The sequence below is a fragment of the Methylophaga sp. SB9B genome (assembly GCF_004832235.1).
GTDB lineage: Bacteria > Pseudomonadota > Gammaproteobacteria > Nitrosococcales > Methylophagaceae > Methylophaga > Methylophaga muralis.
In genome coordinates this window covers 1-18,993 of record NZ_SSXS01000011.1, presented here as the reverse complement: position 1 = coordinate 18,993, position 18,993 = coordinate 1, and the positions used below count along the sequence as shown (strand labels likewise).

11 protein-coding genes are annotated in these 18,993 nt (G+C 44.6%); 6 read left to right on the top strand and 5 right to left on the bottom strand.

What is annotated here, in order from left to right; all coding sequences use genetic code 11:
• Positions 1-4: 4 nt before the first annotated feature.
• Both E8Q33_RS15680 and E8Q33_RS15675 read right to left on the bottom strand, forming a co-directional pair.
• Positions 5-4,060, bottom strand: a complete 4,056-nt coding sequence (locus tag E8Q33_RS15680) for a GH36-type glycosyl hydrolase domain-containing protein (RefSeq protein WP_211116154.1) — start codon at positions 4,058-4,060, stop codon at positions 5-7.
• Positions 4,061-4,068: 8 nt separating this feature from the next.
• The gene (locus E8Q33_RS15675; protein ID WP_211116153.1) at positions 4,069-8,613 is read right to left on the bottom strand and encodes a glucoamylase family protein; all 4,545 of its coding nucleotides are present in this window, start codon (positions 8,611-8,613) and stop codon (positions 4,069-4,071) included.
• Positions 8,614-9,130: 517 nt separating this feature from the next.
• Here E8Q33_RS15675 and pqqA (E8Q33_RS16560) point away from each other — a divergent pair.
• The 3 genes from pqqA (E8Q33_RS16560) to E8Q33_RS11695 all read left to right on the top strand — a co-directional run bounded on the left by pqqA (E8Q33_RS16560) (position 9,131) and on the right by E8Q33_RS11695 (position 11,898).
• Positions 9,131-9,202 carry a pyrroloquinoline quinone precursor peptide PqqA gene (pqqA, locus tag E8Q33_RS16560; RefSeq protein WP_081443609.1) on the top strand — a complete coding sequence of 24 codons (72 nt, stop codon included), beginning with the start codon at positions 9,131-9,133 and terminating at the stop codon, positions 9,200-9,202.
• Between the two features lie 598 nt (positions 9,203-9,800).
• Entirely contained in the window at positions 9,801-10,013 is a 213-nt protein-coding gene (locus E8Q33_RS11700; RefSeq protein WP_136554936.1) for a hypothetical protein, read from the top strand.
• A 10-nt stretch (positions 10,014-10,023) separates the two neighbouring features.
• A complete protein-coding gene (locus E8Q33_RS11695; RefSeq protein ID WP_136554934.1) occupies positions 10,024-11,898 on the top strand; it encodes a PAS domain-containing sensor histidine kinase in 1,875 nt (624 codons plus the stop codon).
• 132 nt (positions 11,899-12,030) lie between these two features.
• Here the strand turns inward: E8Q33_RS11695 and E8Q33_RS11690 are convergent, their stop codons facing one another.
• Entirely contained in the window at positions 12,031-12,723 is a 693-nt protein-coding gene (locus tag E8Q33_RS11690) for a plastocyanin/azurin family copper-binding protein (RefSeq protein WP_247870074.1), read from the bottom strand.
• 231 nt (positions 12,724-12,954) lie between these two features.
• Between E8Q33_RS11690 and pqqA (E8Q33_RS16555) the strand changes: the two genes are divergently transcribed.
• Positions 12,955-13,026 carry a pyrroloquinoline quinone precursor peptide PqqA gene (gene pqqA, locus E8Q33_RS16555; RefSeq protein WP_081443609.1) on the top strand — a complete coding sequence of 24 codons (72 nt, stop codon included), beginning with the start codon at positions 12,955-12,957 and terminating at the stop codon, positions 13,024-13,026.
• A gap of 137 nt (positions 13,027-13,163) precedes the next feature.
• On the opposite strand, the gene E8Q33_RS11680 is transcribed toward pqqA (E8Q33_RS16555), so the two are convergent.
• The gene (locus tag E8Q33_RS11680; protein WP_211116152.1) at positions 13,164-14,150 is read right to left on the bottom strand and encodes an HNH endonuclease; all 987 of its coding nucleotides are present in this window, start codon (positions 14,148-14,150) and stop codon (positions 13,164-13,166) included.
• Between the two features lie 169 nt (positions 14,151-14,319).
• On the opposite strand from E8Q33_RS11680, the gene dcm reads away from it, so the two are divergent.
• Positions 14,320-15,765 (top strand): DNA (cytosine-5-)-methyltransferase, encoded by a 1,446-nt coding sequence (dcm, locus tag E8Q33_RS11675; protein WP_136554930.1) that lies wholly within the window; start codon positions 14,320-14,322, stop codon positions 15,763-15,765.
• A gap of 151 nt (positions 15,766-15,916) precedes the next feature.
• On the opposite strand, the gene E8Q33_RS11670 is transcribed toward dcm, so the two are convergent.
• Complete coding sequence (locus E8Q33_RS11670) at positions 15,917-17,476, bottom strand: hypothetical protein (RefSeq protein ID WP_136554928.1); 1,560 nt, start codon at positions 17,474-17,476, stop codon at positions 15,917-15,919.
• Between the two features lie 306 nt (positions 17,477-17,782).
• Between E8Q33_RS11670 and E8Q33_RS11665 the strand changes: the two genes are divergently transcribed.
• Entirely contained in the window at positions 17,783-18,907 is a 1,125-nt protein-coding gene (locus E8Q33_RS11665; protein ID WP_136554926.1) for a hypothetical protein, read from the top strand.
• Positions 18,908-18,993 lie beyond the last annotated feature (86 nt).

Below are 18,993 nucleotides of genomic sequence, written 5' to 3'. Positions count from 1 at the left end.
GAGCCTAACTATTAAGCTCAATAACCACATGATGAACCTGCTGATCATTGATAACGGGGAATTTACCATTGTTAGCGCCCACTTCGCTTGCAGAATCTATTTCTAAATCATCCAACAATAAACGTGTCACTTGTTTCGGCTGACCTGGTTGGCAGTTTATGGTGATGTGATACAGCGTTTCGTTATAACGGTAGTGCACCTTGAACGATGTCCAGTCATCCGGAACACAAGGGGCAATTCTGAGATGGCCGTCTTCTAAGTTTATGCCTAATAAGGTTTCCACCGTCAGTCGATACATCCAGCCTGCTGCGCCGGTATACCAGGTCCAGCCGCCTCGGCCGGTATGTGGTTCAGAACCATAAATATCGGCGCTCATCACATACGGTTCAACTTTGTAACGGGCTATTGCTTCAGCCGTATCACCATGATTAACAGGATTGAGCATGCCGTAAAATTCCCAAGCCCGCGCTTTATCGCCCATCGCGGCAAATGCCATGGTGGTCCAGATAGCCGCATGAGTATATTGACCGCCATTTTCACGAACACCGGGCACGTAACCTTTAATATATCCCGGTTCCAGATCCGATTTATCAAACGGTGGGTCTAGTAACTGAATCAGCTGTGCATCGCGGCGTACCAGACGTTTATCAACAGCACTCATCGCTTGGCTGGCACGATTTTCATCACCACCTTTTGAGAGTATCGACCAGCTTTGACTGATCGAATCGATCTGACATTCATCATTGCTGGCGGAACCCAGCGGTGTGCCATCATCAAACCAGGCGCGTTGATACCATTCGCCATCCCAGGCATTTTCTTCGATGTTGTAACGCAGTAATTCTGCTTGTTGCTGACATTTATCAGCAAACTCAGCATCGTTGAACGTGATGGCGAGCTGTGAAAATTGCCGCAAATTGTCATATAAAAACCATGCCAGCCAGACACTTTCGCCTTTGCCATGTTGCCCGACCAGATTCATCCCATCATTCCAGTCACCACAACCCATTAGCGGTAGTTGATGTGCGCCAAAACGCAGACCATGTTTAAGTGCTCTTACGCAATGCTCATAGACACTGGCGATTTCTGCCGAACGTTGTGGCTGGTCGTAATAGGCTTCCTCATCAGCACTTAATTCACGGCCCTCAAGGAAATGAATCTGCTCATCAAGAATGCCGGTATCACCGGTGGTCATCACATAGCGACAGGTGGCATATGGTAACCACAGATAATCATCAGCAAAATGCGTACGCACACCCTGACCATTAGGTGGATGCCACCAATGCTGAACATCGCCTTTGATAAACTGCCGTCCAGCACACAGCAGGATCTGTTCACGTGCCAGCCAAGGCGTGGCGTGAATTAACGCCATGGTGTCCTGTAATTGATCACGGAAACCATAAGCACCACCAGACTGGTAATAGCCGCTGCGTCCCCAAAGACGACAAGAAATGGTTTGATAAACCAGCCAACCATTGGCGAGTACATTCAATGCCGGATCTGGGGTATCGACATTAATGGTGCCCAAGGTGTGATTCCAGAATTCCCAGACTGATTCCAATGCTTGTTTGGCACCGACCGGCCCGCCGTATTGATTAATCAGTTGGTTAGCTTCATACACACTGGTTGCTGAACCAATGATAAACACCACCTCACGTGTTTGTCCGGCTGCTAATTCAATTTTGCTTTGAATCGCTGCACAGGGATCAAACCCCGCGCCCGTATTGCCGGACAAATGTTGTTTCGCCATCGCAGCTGGATTTGCCAACGAACCGTTACGACCAATAAATTCCGTGCGATTACCGGTCATTGATTGTTTTTGTTCACTGATATGCACAAAAGCCACTTGGTTTGCGTATTCACGGCTATAAGCATTACGACCAAATATCGCGCCTGAATGAGGCTCACTTTCAGTGACAATATGCATCAAATTACTATGGCGCCATTCACCTAACACCCATTCCCAATAACCGGTTAAGGATAAATTACGGGTTCGTTTTGACTGATTGGTGAGCTTCACCACTACAAATTTCACCGCTGCATCCATCGCCACATAGGTGGTGAGTTCAGAGGTGATTTCCGCTTCATGATGTTCAAATACGCTATAACCAAAACCATGGCGACAGACATATCCGGTACGGCCACGCGCCGGTAGTGGAGTAGGTGACCAGAATTCACCCGTTGCTTCATCACGGATGTAAATCGCTTCACCACTACTATCACTGACCGGATCATTCAACCAAGGCGTGAGTCGGAACTCATGGGCATTTTTCACCCAAGTGTATGAGCCGCCACCTTCACTGACTACAGTTCCAATATGTGGACTGGCAATCACATTCACCCAAGGTGCAGGAGTAGTTGTGCCGGGTTCGAGTTTAATAACGTATTCATGGCCATCTGGCGTAAAGCAGCCTAATCCATTTTTGAAAATACCATCACGTGGCTCTAGCGAGTTAACGGGTAATAAGGTGGGTTTTGCCGTTATCGTTAATTGGTCTGATGGTCGGGTAACTGACACCCGACGATCCACTTGCTCAATCAACGTGTCGTGAATATCGCTGAACACAATACGGGCAACCGTTTGTAATAATACCCGCTCATCTTCAGTCAGCTCATCGGAGCGGCGTAAAAATACACCGCCTGGTTTATCCAACACTTGTGCTTCAGGACCTGTATTAATGAGGGACATAATGTGATCTTGAAGCTCGGCGCGATAGCTCGAATAGTCTTCATTGATAATGACCAAATCAGCAATCAGACCTTTCATTCGCCAATAGGCATGCGCCTGCAAAGCTTGTTTGACCAAGTCGATGCGATTGATATCACCAATACTTAATAACACGATAGGTAAATCACCGGAGATGGCAAAGCGCCACAAACGGGATTGTCCCAACTGATTGCGGGCAATGATTTCCGGTGCGATACGGCGCAGTCGATTGCCGAAAATAACCGAATTGGCTAAACGGCCATAAATCTGGGCATCGGCTTCATTAATATTGATGTGACGTAATACTTCCTGGCTATGGAACCAGGCCATTTCAAAAGCCCGCTCGACAAAATGTCGATCACAATATTTATCCACCAGTGCCAAAGCGGCTTCGCGGCTTTCAGCGACACCGGAGATGATCTGCACTACTGTAGAAATATCCGGTGACAGCGTTAATGTACGGCGAATAGCGACAATCGGATCCAGTACCGGTCCATCAGTGTCAGATAGCCGATATGTTGCTGATTCAGTGTATTCATTGTTAGTGAGTACTTCTGGGTTAACGGTTGTTCGGCCTCGTCCAATAAATTTAGAGCGATCCGTTTCAAATGAAGGAGCATCACTGTCAGCACCTGGCGCAGACATTAAATGGAACATCCATGGCACATTCTCACCGGCGGTTCGTGGACGTCGTGTGCAAATAATCGCCTGTCTATCGGCCAAAATTTCGGTTTGAACAAACAGATTGCTGAACGCACGATGCGCCAGATCCGAGGTTAATTGTGCTAGAACCACTTCGGCATAGCTGGTGACTTCAATATGGCGTAGCTCATCCGATTGATTGGTTAAGGTGACCCGACGGATTTCAACATCATCTTCTGGCGAAACACTGATTTCAGTGTGTGCCTCAATCTCTAAATCCAATCTGCGATATTCGGCCCGTGCCTGTACAAAAATTGCTTCGTAGTGATCGGCTTGGCGTAATGTTGGTTGATAGGCAGTCGACCAATATTCGCCATTATCCATATCACGCAAATAGATAAAGGTGCCCCAGTTATCGGCGGTGACATCTTCACGCCAACGGGTAATGGCAAGATTATTCCAACGGCTATAACTGCCGCCCGAATTGGTGGCCATCACGTGATAACGACCATTCGACAGCAAATGCGCTTCGGGTATAGGCGTATTGTGGCTAAATACTCGCATCATTGATCGACTATCAGCAATCGGTGGCTTGGCTGTCGCGCTGACTTCTGCCGCATGCGGATGCAAGGTGGCGCTTTGTTTTGGCACGCGTTCTTGTAATAACAACTCGGTAGCACGTATCTGAGGATCAGACAGAAAACGCCGCTGCATCGGTTGATCTAACAACACATGGCAAAAGACAGCAAACTCATGCCCTGATGATGGGCCATAAAGGCCTGCACAATGGCATAGCTTTTATTCCGAGGCACCCGCAGCGGGGTGTAATCAATGGCTTCATAAAAACCGTAATCGCCTGAAAAACCCTGTTCTGCAAGGGATTGTAAATTCAGACAGGCTTCGCGAGGCATGACCATCAACGCTAACGCGGTGGCATAAGGCGCAATCACCAAATCCTCACCCAAGCCACGTTTAAAACCAAGACCTGGAACGCCAAACGCACGATATTGATAAACCTGATTTAAATCGGTTGTGTTGTAACACGACTCGGAAATTCCCCATGGCACCGAACGTTGCCGGCCATATTGAATCTGACGTGACACGGCGGCCTTACAGCTGTGATCTAATAATGTATCGGGATAGCTTGGCATCATTAATTGCGGCATCAGATACTCAAACATTGAGCCGCTCCAGGAGATCAAGCTGATATCGCCACCGTGGCTGGTCAATAATCGGCCTAAAGCAAACCAATGTTTTTGAGGAACCTGACCTTGAGCAATCAACAAAAAGCTGGCGAGTCGGGCTTCCGAGGCCAGCAGGTCATAACACGACAGATCCCGGCGTCTTTCAGTGACATCAAAACCAATGGTTAATAATTCGGCTTTAGCATCATATAAAAAGCCAAAATCCATAATCGCTGCGGTATGGCACCGATGGATTAACGCATCTATCTGGTTCAGCTCTAACAAAGCCCGAACATTTTGACTGGCAGCTAATGCATGCAGCGTCGGGATCGGATCTGCTAGCGATGATTCAGCCAGCAAATTCGTATGTGAATCCTGTAAGGCTCTGACCTGCTTGATATAGGCTTGTATCCAGTAACGATTTCCTGGATCGAAATCTGCCGCTAACGTTTCAGCAATGACTTCAGTGCTACGTTTGATGCTTTCTAAAACGCTGGCCATTTCGCCGATGGAATTGGCTTTTTGTTGTGAGGTAGATGATTTTAGGATCTCATCCAGATTGCTAATTTCACTGGCCAATGATTTTTTAGTTGTGATATCAAGTGACTCAACGAATACCTGAAACGTATCCTGCAAACCTTCAAACGTCTTGGCAGAAAAAATGGGCTGATGTTTAAACTCGGCGAGGCCCGCTGCTAAGGTCAGTAAACTCCCTGCCAGATTGCCGCTATCTACCGATGAAATGTAATACGGTGGCAGTACTTGTAACGTGCGAGTGTCATACCAGTTATAAAAATGCCCGCGATAGCGTTCCAGCTTTTCCATCGAGGTTAAGGTTTTATCAATGCGCTCGATGCTTTGGCGGATGGTGAGATAACCAAAATCATGGGCAGCCAAATCGGCTAATAACGACATGCCCATATTGGTTGGCGAGGTTCGTGACGCAATTAACGGGGCCGGATATTGCTGAAAGTTATCAGGTGGTAACCAATTGTCTTCAGCATTAACAAAGTCATCAAAATAGCGCCAGGTTTTGCGTGCTGAGATCCGTAAAAACTGTTGTTGCTCTGGTGTTAAAGATTTTGTCTTCTCAACAGCTGGTTGACTGATCCACCAGGCTATTACCGGCGATATCAGCCATAACACCAATATCGATAAGCAGAACAACCAGACAACCAATGGGTTTAGCGCATAAATCGATAACAAGCTCGGTGTTAATACAATGGCCAGCAGGGGGGCAATCCACATTTCCCGGAAATAATTCAGCAGCGTTTGGCATTTGTTACGTCGGGCATAACTTGGCAGCTGCCAGATTAATAAGCCATTTTTGGTAAACAACATACGAACGCCAGACTGCGCAATGGCACTGATATTTATCAGCGCGTCATACGGCAGAAATATCAAAGTCGTTAATGCCTGCATAATCGGATGATCGGTGGATTTAGCCGTCATTTTTAAATGCAAAAACCAGTCACTTTGTTTAGGTTTTTTAACCATTGCGATCAGCGAGAACAGCACTGTTGGCAACAAAATGATGGCCAGCAACAGTACGGTCCAAAACCAGACTATTCCAGTGGTAAAAAACCACCCCATCACTAACATAGCCAATAATGCCGGCGCGACCAAACTGCGACGCAGGTTATCCAAAAGCTTCCATTTTGATAACAGAGAAAGCGGGTTTTTCCGCCATGGCGTTAAGCTGTCATCCGTCCGGTTTGAGCATAAAACGTTGGGTAATAACCAGCCAATGAGTTGCCAGTCACCCCGAATCCAACGATGACGACGACTCGCTTCACTGGTATAGGTAGCAGGGTGCGACTCGATGAGGTCGACATCCGTAATCAAACCTGAGCGAGCGTAGCCCCCTTCGAGCAAGTCATGACTAAGAATCAGATTTTCAGGCAAACGGCTTTCGGTCACTTGCCGAAACGCATCAACGTCATAAATGCCTTTTCCGATAAACGAACCTTCACCAAAAATATCCTGATATACATCGGACACTTCACGCGTGTAAGGATCAATACCGGAAGCACCAGAAAACAATTTGCTGAATTTTGATTGGTTGGCGCTGGCAAGGCTTATCGATGCTCGCGGTTGTAAAATCGCATAGCCATCGACAATACGGCCGACATTGGCATCAAAAACCGGCCGATTCAGTGGATGAGCCAAATTGCCGATCAATGCATGTGCTGCGTCACGGGGTAATTGGGTATCGGTATCCAAAGTAATGACATATTGGATGGTTGGTAAAATATCGGTATCACCGACGATAGTCGAAAATGCATTTAACGCTTCACCACGTAGCCGGGCGTTAAATTGTTCTAACTTGCCACGTTTACGTTCATAGCCCATCCAGATTTTTTCATAAGGGTTCCACACTCGGGGCCGATGAAACAGGTAAAAAATGCACGGCCGATCTTCATTTCGATAAGTTGTATTAAGCGTTTCAATCGCTTTGGTTGCATAACTGATTATCGCCGAGTCTTCTGGCAAAGTTTCGGTAGCGGCATCATGAAAATCGGTCAGCAGGGCAAAAAACAGATTGGCATCCCGATTGCCCAGATAGCGAATTTGTATAGCCTCAATCAGCTCATCGACATCTTTAGTGCTTGCCAGTAACGTTGGCACGATGACCATGGTGCGATGTTGCTGAGGAATACCTTGAGAAAAATCCAGCCTTGGCAAAACACGGGGCGGCAGTAATAAGGTAATAAAGTGATTAATCAGTGGAATGATCAACGCTGACACACTGATCAAAAGCGGAAGTGCCAATACGCCAAGCTGCCAGCCAGGGACATTTAGCTGTAAAAGCCAGCTTAATATTAGAAACGTTGCAACCACTGGCAGAATGACTATCGGCGCAAGATACAGTGTTAATCGTGAACGTTTAATAATACGTCTGGCTTTTAACTTCCAGGAGATTTCACAGTTCACCGATTGTTCGAGCAAGTTACGGCCGTCATCAATCAAATAAAAACCAATATGAGCTTTACGATGATCAGCTCCGACAGCTAAGGCTGCCTGTGCTGCGAGCTGAAGACAGCCATGGGCAACTTCCAGCTCACTGCAACTGCTGTGACGGGCAATATCTTCGATAACGTGCCGGTAACGATCGCGCGTTGCAAAATCCTGTTGCGGATAAATGTCAGGATCGCCTTCGCGTAACGCCTGTTCAACCACGCTGAGTGATTCGACGTATTGTTTCCAGTCCATGATGCCGATGAAGCGCAAGCTGCTGAAACTGTTGGCAATGGAGATTTGATTAGCAGCCGCCACGCGACCAGAGGATTCAGATAGTTGGGTGGCTGTGACACCTTGCTCTAATAATTTATGTTCAACCCAGGTTTGCACAAAGGCCATGGCCGGGCCTTGCGCTTGAAGCCGGGCATAAAACTCTTCCACAAAAGACGCAGTTAAAGGCACATCAGCATCGGCAAACTCAGCCAGAAGATTAATCAGTTTTTTTGGTTCATCTTCCGCCATCGCCAGCATACGATCAGCCCAGGTGATCGCGGCGTCGCGTTCTTCACGGCGTTGGGCGATGCGTACAGCCACCCGGCGTAAATTTTCCAATAAAGCCAATTGCAGCATAATTGGAAACGCCCACAACTCACCCAATTTTAACGGCTCAACCGTTTGATAAGCGGCAATAAACTGGCTGGCGTTGTCGCTGTCCAGGCGGCCATCCATATGCGAAATTAATTCAATGGCCAGGTCGTAAACTCTTGGATAACCAGCCGACAAGCCGTTAGCGAGTTTGGGTAATTCTCGGCTGTAGCCACGCGGTAAATGGTTTTTGGCTAATAGGATTTGCTGTTCGATAAGATAAAAATTATCCAGTAACCACGCTTCGGCAGGCACCATGGTTTGCCCTGCAGTCGCCGCTTTAGTCACCACGTCATAAGCGGTGTGCAATACGCGTGTGTTATCGGCTAAACGAGGGAGTAACTTATCTGAATCGAGCTTTGGATCTATTTGATGTTCATGCGCTAAGGTCATCGCATGGCGTTTGAGTTGTTCGATGCTTAATAACTCTGAGCGTAACAACTCCGTGTCCTTGTCATTTCTAAGGACATGTCGCATGCGTGCTGCCGATCCGAACTCTTTGATATCTATGTCGATCTCCTCGTTCGAATGTGATGTCAGCAACTGCAACCGTTAGCTGCAAGTGCATCATAAGGGTCTGTTTATCTTTCAGAGTCACAACAGAGGCGGCTATGAAAGATAAACAGTCCCTATAGTTTTGTAGAAAATAGGCGGGGTGTCGTCTCGCTTATCTAGTGGGGACTATCTCAGTATGGGCTCAATACCGATGTTATGTATGATGAATTTGACTAGGATCTGAGCGACAAAACTGAACCCCCAATACAACTGACTTAACGCCTGAAATTCGTTGTTCCTTAAACTTTGCTACGCCGACTAATTCAGCATTGCTTCAACGCTGTAGTTGATTATTAGAGTAGAGAGATTTGTCTCAGATGTACTTGATTTAAGTTAAGCAAAATCCTGAGTCCGGACAAGCATTTCACCTTATGGCATTTTTGCGTGACGGCGTACTATGGGAACCGTAAGCAAATCAATCAACCAAGAGGTGATTATCATGTGGACTAAACCAGAATATTCAGACATGCGTTTTGGCTTTGAAGTAACGATGTATATCTGCAATCGTTAAGATTCGAAACAACGCACAACAAGAAGCCCCCGAAAGGGGGCTTTTTTGTGGCTGGCATTTTGAATTTATTGATCATGATGTTCTTGCACAAAGCATCTTGAGACATTTATCTGCTTGAATAGCGAAAGTATATTTGCGGTGAATAATGTCTCTAATCGCCGCATAAAATGCGTTAAATAAGCTTTTAGTTACAGTAAAACTGAAAATATTATCAAGACTCGCGGCAACGCTAAATCATCAATCATCTGCGAAAGGGACTTTGAAAGGCATATGAATACCTTAATATGCCAAGCTAGCGAATTGCTCTAATGACACGGCTTTATGTGATATTCAGGAGCTGCTGACAAGAGATATATTTTTACAAAATACTGGTGGTGGGCGTAGTACTAGCTATCGAATAAGCGATTAGGACGATGAGTGAGTTGGTGCTCAAGAAATACGACCCCTTGTTTTTCATCGTCTTTAACGTTCGTTGCAGAGAAGCAAGCTCATGGATGATAGATATTGATTTTGCTATAGTGGCCTGAAGGTAATCTAATCCTTCTCGTCTAGTGTAATTGTGAAGAACACCATCACTTTTACAAAGGGGGCATCACTGATGCTTAATACAGCGGCCTGTCAAAAAGATGTCACGATTCTGGTGGTGGATAACAATGCTGCCAAGTCACCCCAAGCTTATATCCCGGATCAAGTAAGCCATTCCGAAATCCGCTACGTTTATATACAGATCAGCAGTGAAATCAGCGAAGACAACACGTTTTTCTTCACTCTGAAGCCCTCATCGTTTACTCCTGTTCCCAATCAGGGATAGGGATTCTAATATGTCTGCAGATGACTCAAATTCACCCGCTCCAACCGGTGATTCGTGGTTTTGTGATCTGATCGCCCGCTTACCGGATGGTGTGCTGGTAGTCGATCAGGCAGGTATGATTCGCTATGCAAATCCAGCAGCGCAGCAGTTATTCAAGAAGACAGAAAGTGAGTTAATAGGCGCTCCACTCGGCATCTCCATCAAACCGGGCGATCAGCCAGAGATGGAATTGCCTGGAATGGTTGGGGCAGCAAGATTCGCAGAGGTGTGTGTCGGCTCAGCCGAGTGGCATGGGAATGCTGCCTGGATAGTTACCCTGCGGGATGTCACCGAACGCAAGCTGATTGCTGAAGCCTTACGCGAGAGCGAGGGGCGTTTTCGCAGTCTGCTACAGGATGTGCCCAACGTAGCCATTCAGGGGTACGGACTGGACGGCGGCGTGCATTATTGGAATAAAGCCTCAGAGATGTTGTATGGCTACAGCGAGCAGGAAGCACTGGAAGGAAATCTACTCACGCTGATCATCCCCCCTGAGATGCGCGATACTGTGCGCGAAGCTCTCAAGAACGTTGCCGCTGGGGGTGGCATCGACAGCGGTGAGTTAAGCCTGATGTGCAAGGACGGTTCAAGGGTGTCGGTGTATTCCAGCCATTCGGTAGTACGCCGGCCCGGCCAACCTCCGGAACTGTTTTGCATCGACATCGATCTTACCGAGCGCAATGCGCTTGAAGAACAACTGCGTCAATCCCAACGGCTGGAATCAGTGGGGCAATTGACCGGTGGGGTGGCCCACGACTTTAATAATTTGTTGACGGTAATTCTCGGCAATGCGGAATTGCTGAGCGAGCAACTGGCATCGAATTCGCGACTGCATTCACTTGCTGACATGATTTCCAGAGCAGCCCAACGCGGAGCTGAACTAACCCGCCATTTGCTGGCCTTTGCCCGCAAGCAGACGCTGGACCCGAAAGCCGTCGACGTCAATCGCTTGATAGTCGGTGTGAAGGGGCTGCTACACCGATCGCTGGGCGAGCATATAGAGATCGAATTAGCCTTAGGTGATGATCCAATGTCGGCGATGGTCGATCCCGGACAACTGGAGGGCGCGCTACTAAATCTGGCTATTAATGCTCGCGACGCCATGCCTAATGGGGGAATGCTGACCATCGAGACTGCAAATATCGAACTGGATGCCGAAGACGCCTCCCGAGATACACAATTGCAGCCCGGTCAGTATGTGATGTTGGCAGTCACGGATACTGGTTTTGGGATCGCCCCTGAATTTCTTGAGAGGGTGTTCGAACCTTTTTATACCACCAAAGAAATGGGTAAGGGCAGCGGACTGGGACTGTCCATGGTGTACGGATTCGTCAAACAGTCCAAAGGCCATATCAAGCTCAGTTCCGAACCGGGCGTGGGTACGACCATCAAGATGTATCTGCCAGCCTCCGCTGACCCGATCGTTATCACAGAAGAGTCTTCGACTTATCTAAATGGTGGTGATGAGCTCATTTTACTGGTGGAGGATGACGAGCTGGTGAGAACCTTTGTATCAAACCAGCTTTGCAGCCTGGGTTACCGGGTGCGCATAGCGGGAAATGGTAATGAAGCTTTGGCGATACTCCGAGCACAGAACGATATCGATTTATTGTTCACGGATATCATGATGCCTGGCGGTATGAACGGACGTGAACTCGCTGATCAGGCGCGGGCAATAAATCCGTCACTGAAAGTGCTGTTTACCTCTGGTTACAATGAGAATGTTATTGATCATCATGGTCATTTGGAGCCGGATGTGGAATTGTTAAGCAAGCCCTATACCCGCCTGGAGCTGGCAACCAAGGTACGTTTGGTAATTCAAGGATCGGTAGCTTCAAAACCTTGAACGGTTTTACTCATAAAAAAGGCACTTATTTCAAGTGCCTTTTTAAATGGTGCCGGGGATGAACCCTGACAATTATTTGCTAATGTCAGTCTGCATCCGGTGCTTCTAGTGGTCAGACGACTGATCGCGAAATTACATACTTTCTGCTTCAGATATAGCCCTTCTGACCAATCGACCAGCGCCGCCAGTCACATTGGCACTTTTAATCTGTTCGAGGTTCACTGGTTCACCTACGATGATCACACCACCCATACCGGTACCAATATGCGGTGTGCATTTGTATACGTAAATACCTTCCTGGGTGAAGGTCCGTTGGTAATTTTCACTCATAGGCGAATTCCATTTCTCGGCACCTTCAGGAATCAAACCATCAATTGATTCAGAGTTATGTGTGCTCATATCGCGCCAAGAGACAGAGTCACCAGGATTAATTTTGACGACCAGCGGATTGAATATCATGCCTTGTGCAGTCACGACGTGAGTTTGTGGTCCTTCACTTTTTGGCTCGTCAGCTTGAGCGGCTGTGTTATCTGATGCACCAGTTGCTTCGTTTTCTTCAGTTGCCATGGTGTTATCAGTTTGATCAAGCTCAGCGACAGGTTCATCTTCAATAACCACTTCAGTTTCGGGTTCGCTTTGTGGGGTGGTTTCAATCGCCTCTATGTTGCTCTGATTTTCTGAGCTCATCTCAGTTTCTGGGGTTTGTGTGTTTTCCGAATTGTCATCACTACCACAAGCCGTAAACAGCGTGGCAGCCGCGAACGTCATAGTCAGTGCAAGGGTAATTTTTCTCGTCTGTGTAGATATCGAAGTTGCTTTAAACATCTTGTGTACTCTCTTAATAAAAAAATCTTGTTCAAGTTTAGGACACTGAGTAACGACCGTCCGTTCGATATCCCACTAAATCACTAAATAAGTTCACCCAACCCGCTTTTTATCGGACAAAGACATAAAGCAAAATCCTGAGCCCGGACCAGCATTTCACCTTATGGCATTTTTAAATGTCGGCGTAATATTTGAATCGTAAGTTAACGAAACAATCAGGAGGTGATTATCATGTGGACTAAACCAGAATATTCAGACATGCGCTTCGGTTTTGAAGTAACGATGTACATTTGTAATCGTTAAGATTTGAAACAACGCAAAAGAAGAAGCCCCCGAAAGGGGGCTTTTTTTGTGGGTGGAATTTTGAATTTATTAATCAATATTCTCTTTATCAAAGCATTTTGAGATACATATCTGCTTGAATATGTATCTCAGTATAACTAGTTTATAAGTAGATTATTTCTATGCCAGCTGAATGCATCAGGGTGAACTATTAAGTTTTTATCACTTGCTTCGTTAATGTAAGCGCCATTTATAACCGCGAGTTCATGGTTTTCTAGTATGGATGCAACGATATGGGGGACAACCACTTTCCTGTCATTCCCAACACCAAATAACCCTTTGTCAAATGCCCAGTGGTGACGCTTACAGAGGGCAAAACCATTTCTTGAATCATCAGTACCAAACATGCCCCTAGGGACAACATGCGCAGCATCAAGTTCTATCAGCCCCGCCGGAGTCCGAAAAGACTGAGAGCAGATCGCGCATTTCTCATCGTAGAGACTCAATATTCCCTTGCGAAAAGTAACCGCCCTTGCCACTTTTTTTGTTTGAGAGTGTGAAATGCTCGCTCCAGTATCGAAGAGGTTGAATTTTGACGACTCACAATCTGCCTGTTCATCTTCAGCAACCGCTAGGTCTTCATCAGAAACGGGCAGTTTTTTGTAATCTAATGGCCCCCATTTCTTTCCCAGAATGAAAGCACGCAAATGCTCATACTCAGCGGAGGATTTACGCACCAAGGTAAGTTTGTAATAGTTAACGTAGTCTATGTGACGCTGAATTAGGAGTATGTCTCCACCTGAGGCTATATTTAAAAGCGTAGTCAGTTGATCCGTTAATCTGGATTCAGGACTTCGTGTGCCACCCCATGTTTGAAACTGATACCTAGTAGAAACTGTTGATAAGTAAGTGTTTTCCAAGAACAGTTCAGCTTGGATACGGCTATCAATAGTTGGACTACTGGCTGATGTAGTGCCAAGTAAGCCAGGGAAAAAAGGTCTTAGATCTTTAGGTATTAGCACTCCACCTTGATGACCTAATGAATTACCAGTGTCGTTGTCAGCTAAAACCTTATATATAGGAAAATCCCAATCAGGTGATGAAAAAAGACAACTCGGGATCATTATTACCCATCCATGCAACATTAAAGTGGCCATCTTATATAATAAAATTGTACAAATCCATGTTTAATGACTGAGTTGATTTCAGACATGGAAATGGTCTCAATGATGTTTGGATTTCTTCCCAAATAACCTTCCATCCTCTGGGTGAAATGTGTGATAATTTCAGCTTAAAATTCCCAGCGAGATGAGAATGAACACTTACCACTCCTTAGCTGAAAATCTAAAGCTTGAAGCTGAAAAACACAGGATTGAACAAGCGAAGCAAAATTTTGATTTGGTTTGTCGGCTTGTAGATATTCATGATCTCAAAGGTACAGCATTACTACTTGAGAGTATTAATGATGAATGGAATAGAGATAGTCTCAGGAATTGGCTACGTTCAGAAGGCTTGCTAAAGCCGCTAACTATGATGGAAGTTAAATTCATCAAAAAAATTCTACCTGCAAAACCAAAACATTATGGCAATCCTGACTTTACATTCATTGACCTGTTTGCAGGAATTGGTGGAATTAGAAAGGGGTTTGAAGACATTGGTGGAGAATGTATCTTTACTAGCGAGTGGGATAAATACGCAGTAAAGACCTATAAGGCGAATTGGTATTGTGATGATGAAAATCATATTTTCAATACGGACATTAGGGACGTCACTCTCAGCAATAAGGAAAAGTATGGTGAGGTTGCTGAGCTTCAGGCAATAGAACACATCCGAAACGCCATTCCTAGAAAGGTTAATGTCCTATTAGCAGGGTTTCCCTGTCAACCATTTTCATTGGCAGGTGTATCAAAGAAAAATGCATTAGGAAGAGCGCATGGCTTTGAATGCAAAACACAGGGAACATTATTTTTTGACGTTGAGATGATTATCAAGGCCAAGCGTCCTGAGGCATTTGTTCTGGAAAATGTTAAAAACCTGAAAAGTCACGATGGGGGTAAAACATTTGCAATTATCACGGAAACATTGGACCGCCTAGGTTACTGGGTTGCTGATATCGATGCGCCGAAGGGTAATGATCCAAAAATTGTAGATGGTGCCTTGTTCACACCGCAACACAGAGAGCGAATTATTCTCGTTGGATTTCGTAAAGATCTAAATGTGCATGAGGGTTTTACTTTAAAAGCCATAAATCAGTTTGTGCCCAAAAATAGGCCTTCGTTTAAATCTATACTTCACAGTGAAGATGAGATTTCCGAAGGAGTGAATATATCTAAGTATCAATTGACCCCTAAGCTTTGGGAGTATCTGTATAACTACGCAATAAAGCACGCTGCAAAAGGTAACGGCTTTGGTTACGGACTGATTGATCCTGAAGATAAAAATGTTGTTGCCAGAACATTATCGGCACGATATCACAAGGACGGTTCTGAAATTCTTGTGAACCACATGGGGTGGAATCTACAGCAAGCGGAAGATGATTTTTGGAATAAACAGAATCAAAACAAGCGCCCGAGAAGACTTACACCTAGAGAATGTGCAAGGCTTATGGGCTTTGATAAGCCAGGTTGCTCAGAATGGAAAATTCCGGTTTCAGATACTCAGGCTTACAGGCAGTTCGGAAACTCAGTAGTTGTGCCGGTATTTTCTTCATTAGCAAAAATGATGTATCCAAAAATCATGGAAGCTGTTTCAAAAAGTTAGTTAAAAAATATCAGTGTGACCTTCACTAAGAAAACTAGTTAGCCTACTTTATAGGCAGAGTTAAGATTGGTTTTACCTCGCCATAAGACCATCAGATAGGCGGACTATAACCCAGTTAGTTAGCCACTCAGAAACTTAATGTGTAGATTAGTTATTGTAAACAGCTGGCGTCAACATTATCTGCTCCAACAACATAACCAAGTTTGAGTTCGACATCGCTGAAAGCTTTTTCAGCATTTTGGTTTTTACTCAGCGAGGTCATAACTGCCGCCATTTTATCGCTTAAATCTTCACTTGCAGTCCAAACTGGATGTTTATAAAGTCTTTGAATACTGGATTCTATTCGAGCCCAATTATCAGAAGTTATAGATTTTTCAAGTAATTGTCTTGGATGTTCTACTACAAGTAGATGGCCAACCAACGAGCGTAATAATGATGCGACATAATTAAGTGAGGATTGATAGAGTGCTCTTTTTAGTCTGATTTCTTCTTGAGGGCTTAATTTGCCGTCATTTTCACCTAAGAAGAGAACAGAATAGACAAGATTCAGTAATTTGATGATATTGTCTGTTTCTCTATTTCTCAGTACTTGGCTCTCAACGAAATATTCTTTGAGTGGTGCTATGTGCAATAAAGGTTGTAGGATTTTATTCCTAAAGGCTGCTTCAGTTATGTACTTCTCAGAACTAGATTGCTTTTGACCGGGTTTAAGCACTTTCTGTTTAAATTGCAATTCATCTTTATCTAATATGTTCTGGAATAGAGCATCAGTGAAAGCAGCTTTTGCCCTATTGCGCTCATCCTGCTCTACCCAAGCAATAAACCCATTTTCAGAAGCTTTATCAGTGCCAATAACTGATTCATATTTTTCAATGCGTTCTTGCCATTCTTCTGCCATTTTTGCAGACAATTCGAAAGGCGAGAGAGGTAGTTTTTTTATTTTTGCTTGTACTGAGTTAACTAGCCGGACAGCCGAGTCTTTAGTCAGATTTAGATAAATCTTGACAACAATGAACTCCTTTTCCGAGATCCAAGACGCGACTGTTTTATGCTGTCCATCAAACATCAAAGCTTTATAGGTTTGTTGTGATCCCGGGATCTTAACTATCCGACATGCAGGAGCTTCATGAAGCGGATTCCTATTTAAATCATTGTAAATTTGCCACAGATGTTGAGTGTTTATGTTTCTAGGCTGACATTCATCATCATTAAAAATATTTGCTCTCGGTAATTCGGCAAAAATGAAACGATGTATGCCGGATTTGTTTGTTTCAGTAAAAACGGGATATGTTCTTTCCACAGACGCCGTCGTAATTGTTACCTCTAAATTATTTTCAACCAAATCTAAAGGTTTTACGTCGAAACCGAAGATATTGCAGATCGCATTGTAGTTTACCGCAGAGCCGATCTCACGGATCTTAACTAATAGTTTTAAATACGGCCTGACATCTATTGTTGGATGATTTCTTTTGAAGCTATTGCAAGAATCATGAACCAAGTTGAGGTTGTCGACCGTTGTATTATTAGTAACTCCATCAGCTTCAGCTTCAGGGTTATCGTGGTCAGCAACAATTTTGTCCGTGGATTCAATTAGCTTAGAACCGCACAAGAAACATATCTCGCTAGACTTGTTCCAGAGAGTTTTTTCAATTTCTGATTTTTCCTGAGGTGGAAGCTTTGACTTGATTTTATTACTTATTAAAATTGGCATGTTGTGCCGCCATTCTGATGAAAAATAGTTGCAGTGTATTAGATACAGCAAATTAAGTTAAGACGATTTTGCAATTGAAATGCAAGTCATGAATAAAACGATACTTCTTCTATGTCTCGAACAGTGAATCCCTAAACACAAAAAAGCCCCAACACTTTTCAGTATCGAGGCTTAAATATTTTCTGATGGTGCCCGGGGCCGGAACCTTTTCATCTTTATAATGTCTATATAAATCAGATAGATAACTTACTTTTCTGGCAAATTTAAAGGCCAGTTTAAGTAGCTTTTTAAGTAGGATTTATACAAATGGGAAAAAACATATTGATGAAAGGACTTACGCAAAATAATGGAACCTGGGCATATGTCCGTTCCATCCCACAACAGCTTCGAGGTCATCCAACATTTAAAGGTAAAAAGAACTACAGAAGGCAGCTTATTTCTTCAGCTGCAACAGAAGAGCAGTTGTTTAACGCTTGGAAACAGGCACATGCTGATTATGAACAATACATTTCATCTCTCAAACAGCTTAATTTACCTATCATCGAACGTAATGAGTTAATCAAAAAGGCTGAGCTATATCTAAGAGTTAATAAGTTAAAAGCTGGCATGCTGGCGGATGATGAATCTGTGATGATGGATAACACACCAATGTTCAGACACGCTGTTACTTCCATGATAGAAGAGGCAGGAGTGTTTGAAGAGTTATTTGACCATGGCAGTGCTGAGAGTTATCACGCTTTAGCTAATCCATATTATTCAGAACAAGAATTGCCTGCCAATTTACAAATTCAAAAGCAGGCATGGAAATTACTGACGGAGCCAGCCAAAAAATATCAAGCACAATGTCTATTCAGTGACTGCTGGACATCTTATCAGAGCAAGAAGGGCCTAGATTTATCAAAGCGGGAAGATAAGCGCATTAAAGCTTGTTTTGATAAATTTATTACTTTGTCAGGTGATCAAGTCCTTACACAAGAAGCTTTGAATGATGCTCTGCATAAATATGTGGATGTTAGGGAGTTAGCTCGTGAGAATAATATTTTGAAAGGTTTAACTGCTAAGCCTTCTCCTTCATCGATCACAAGAGAGCTAAATACTTTACTGGCAATTTTTAGGGTTGGTATAAAGAAAAACAGACTCGGTATAACTATTGAACGCCCTGACATCAAGCTAGATCATCAACCAACGCAAAGACATACGTTTACCGCTGAGGAGCAACAGCTATTAATTGATCGTATTTCTGACAGCAGCCGAAATGATTATCAGCCTTACAAAGAGTTGATGTTATTACTGATGATTCAGACGGGAACACATATCACTGAACTACTCAGATTAGAGCGGACAAAGGTTAAACTGGATCATGAAATCCCGCATATCATCTTAGACGGTGGGGTTCTACCCCGATTTTGCGGACACTTCAAAGAAGCCTGATAATGGGCAAAAGGAGTGTTTATGTCGAAGAGAAGAAAATACAGTCCGGAGTTCAAACGTGGTGCAGTTGAACAGACCCTGCAGCC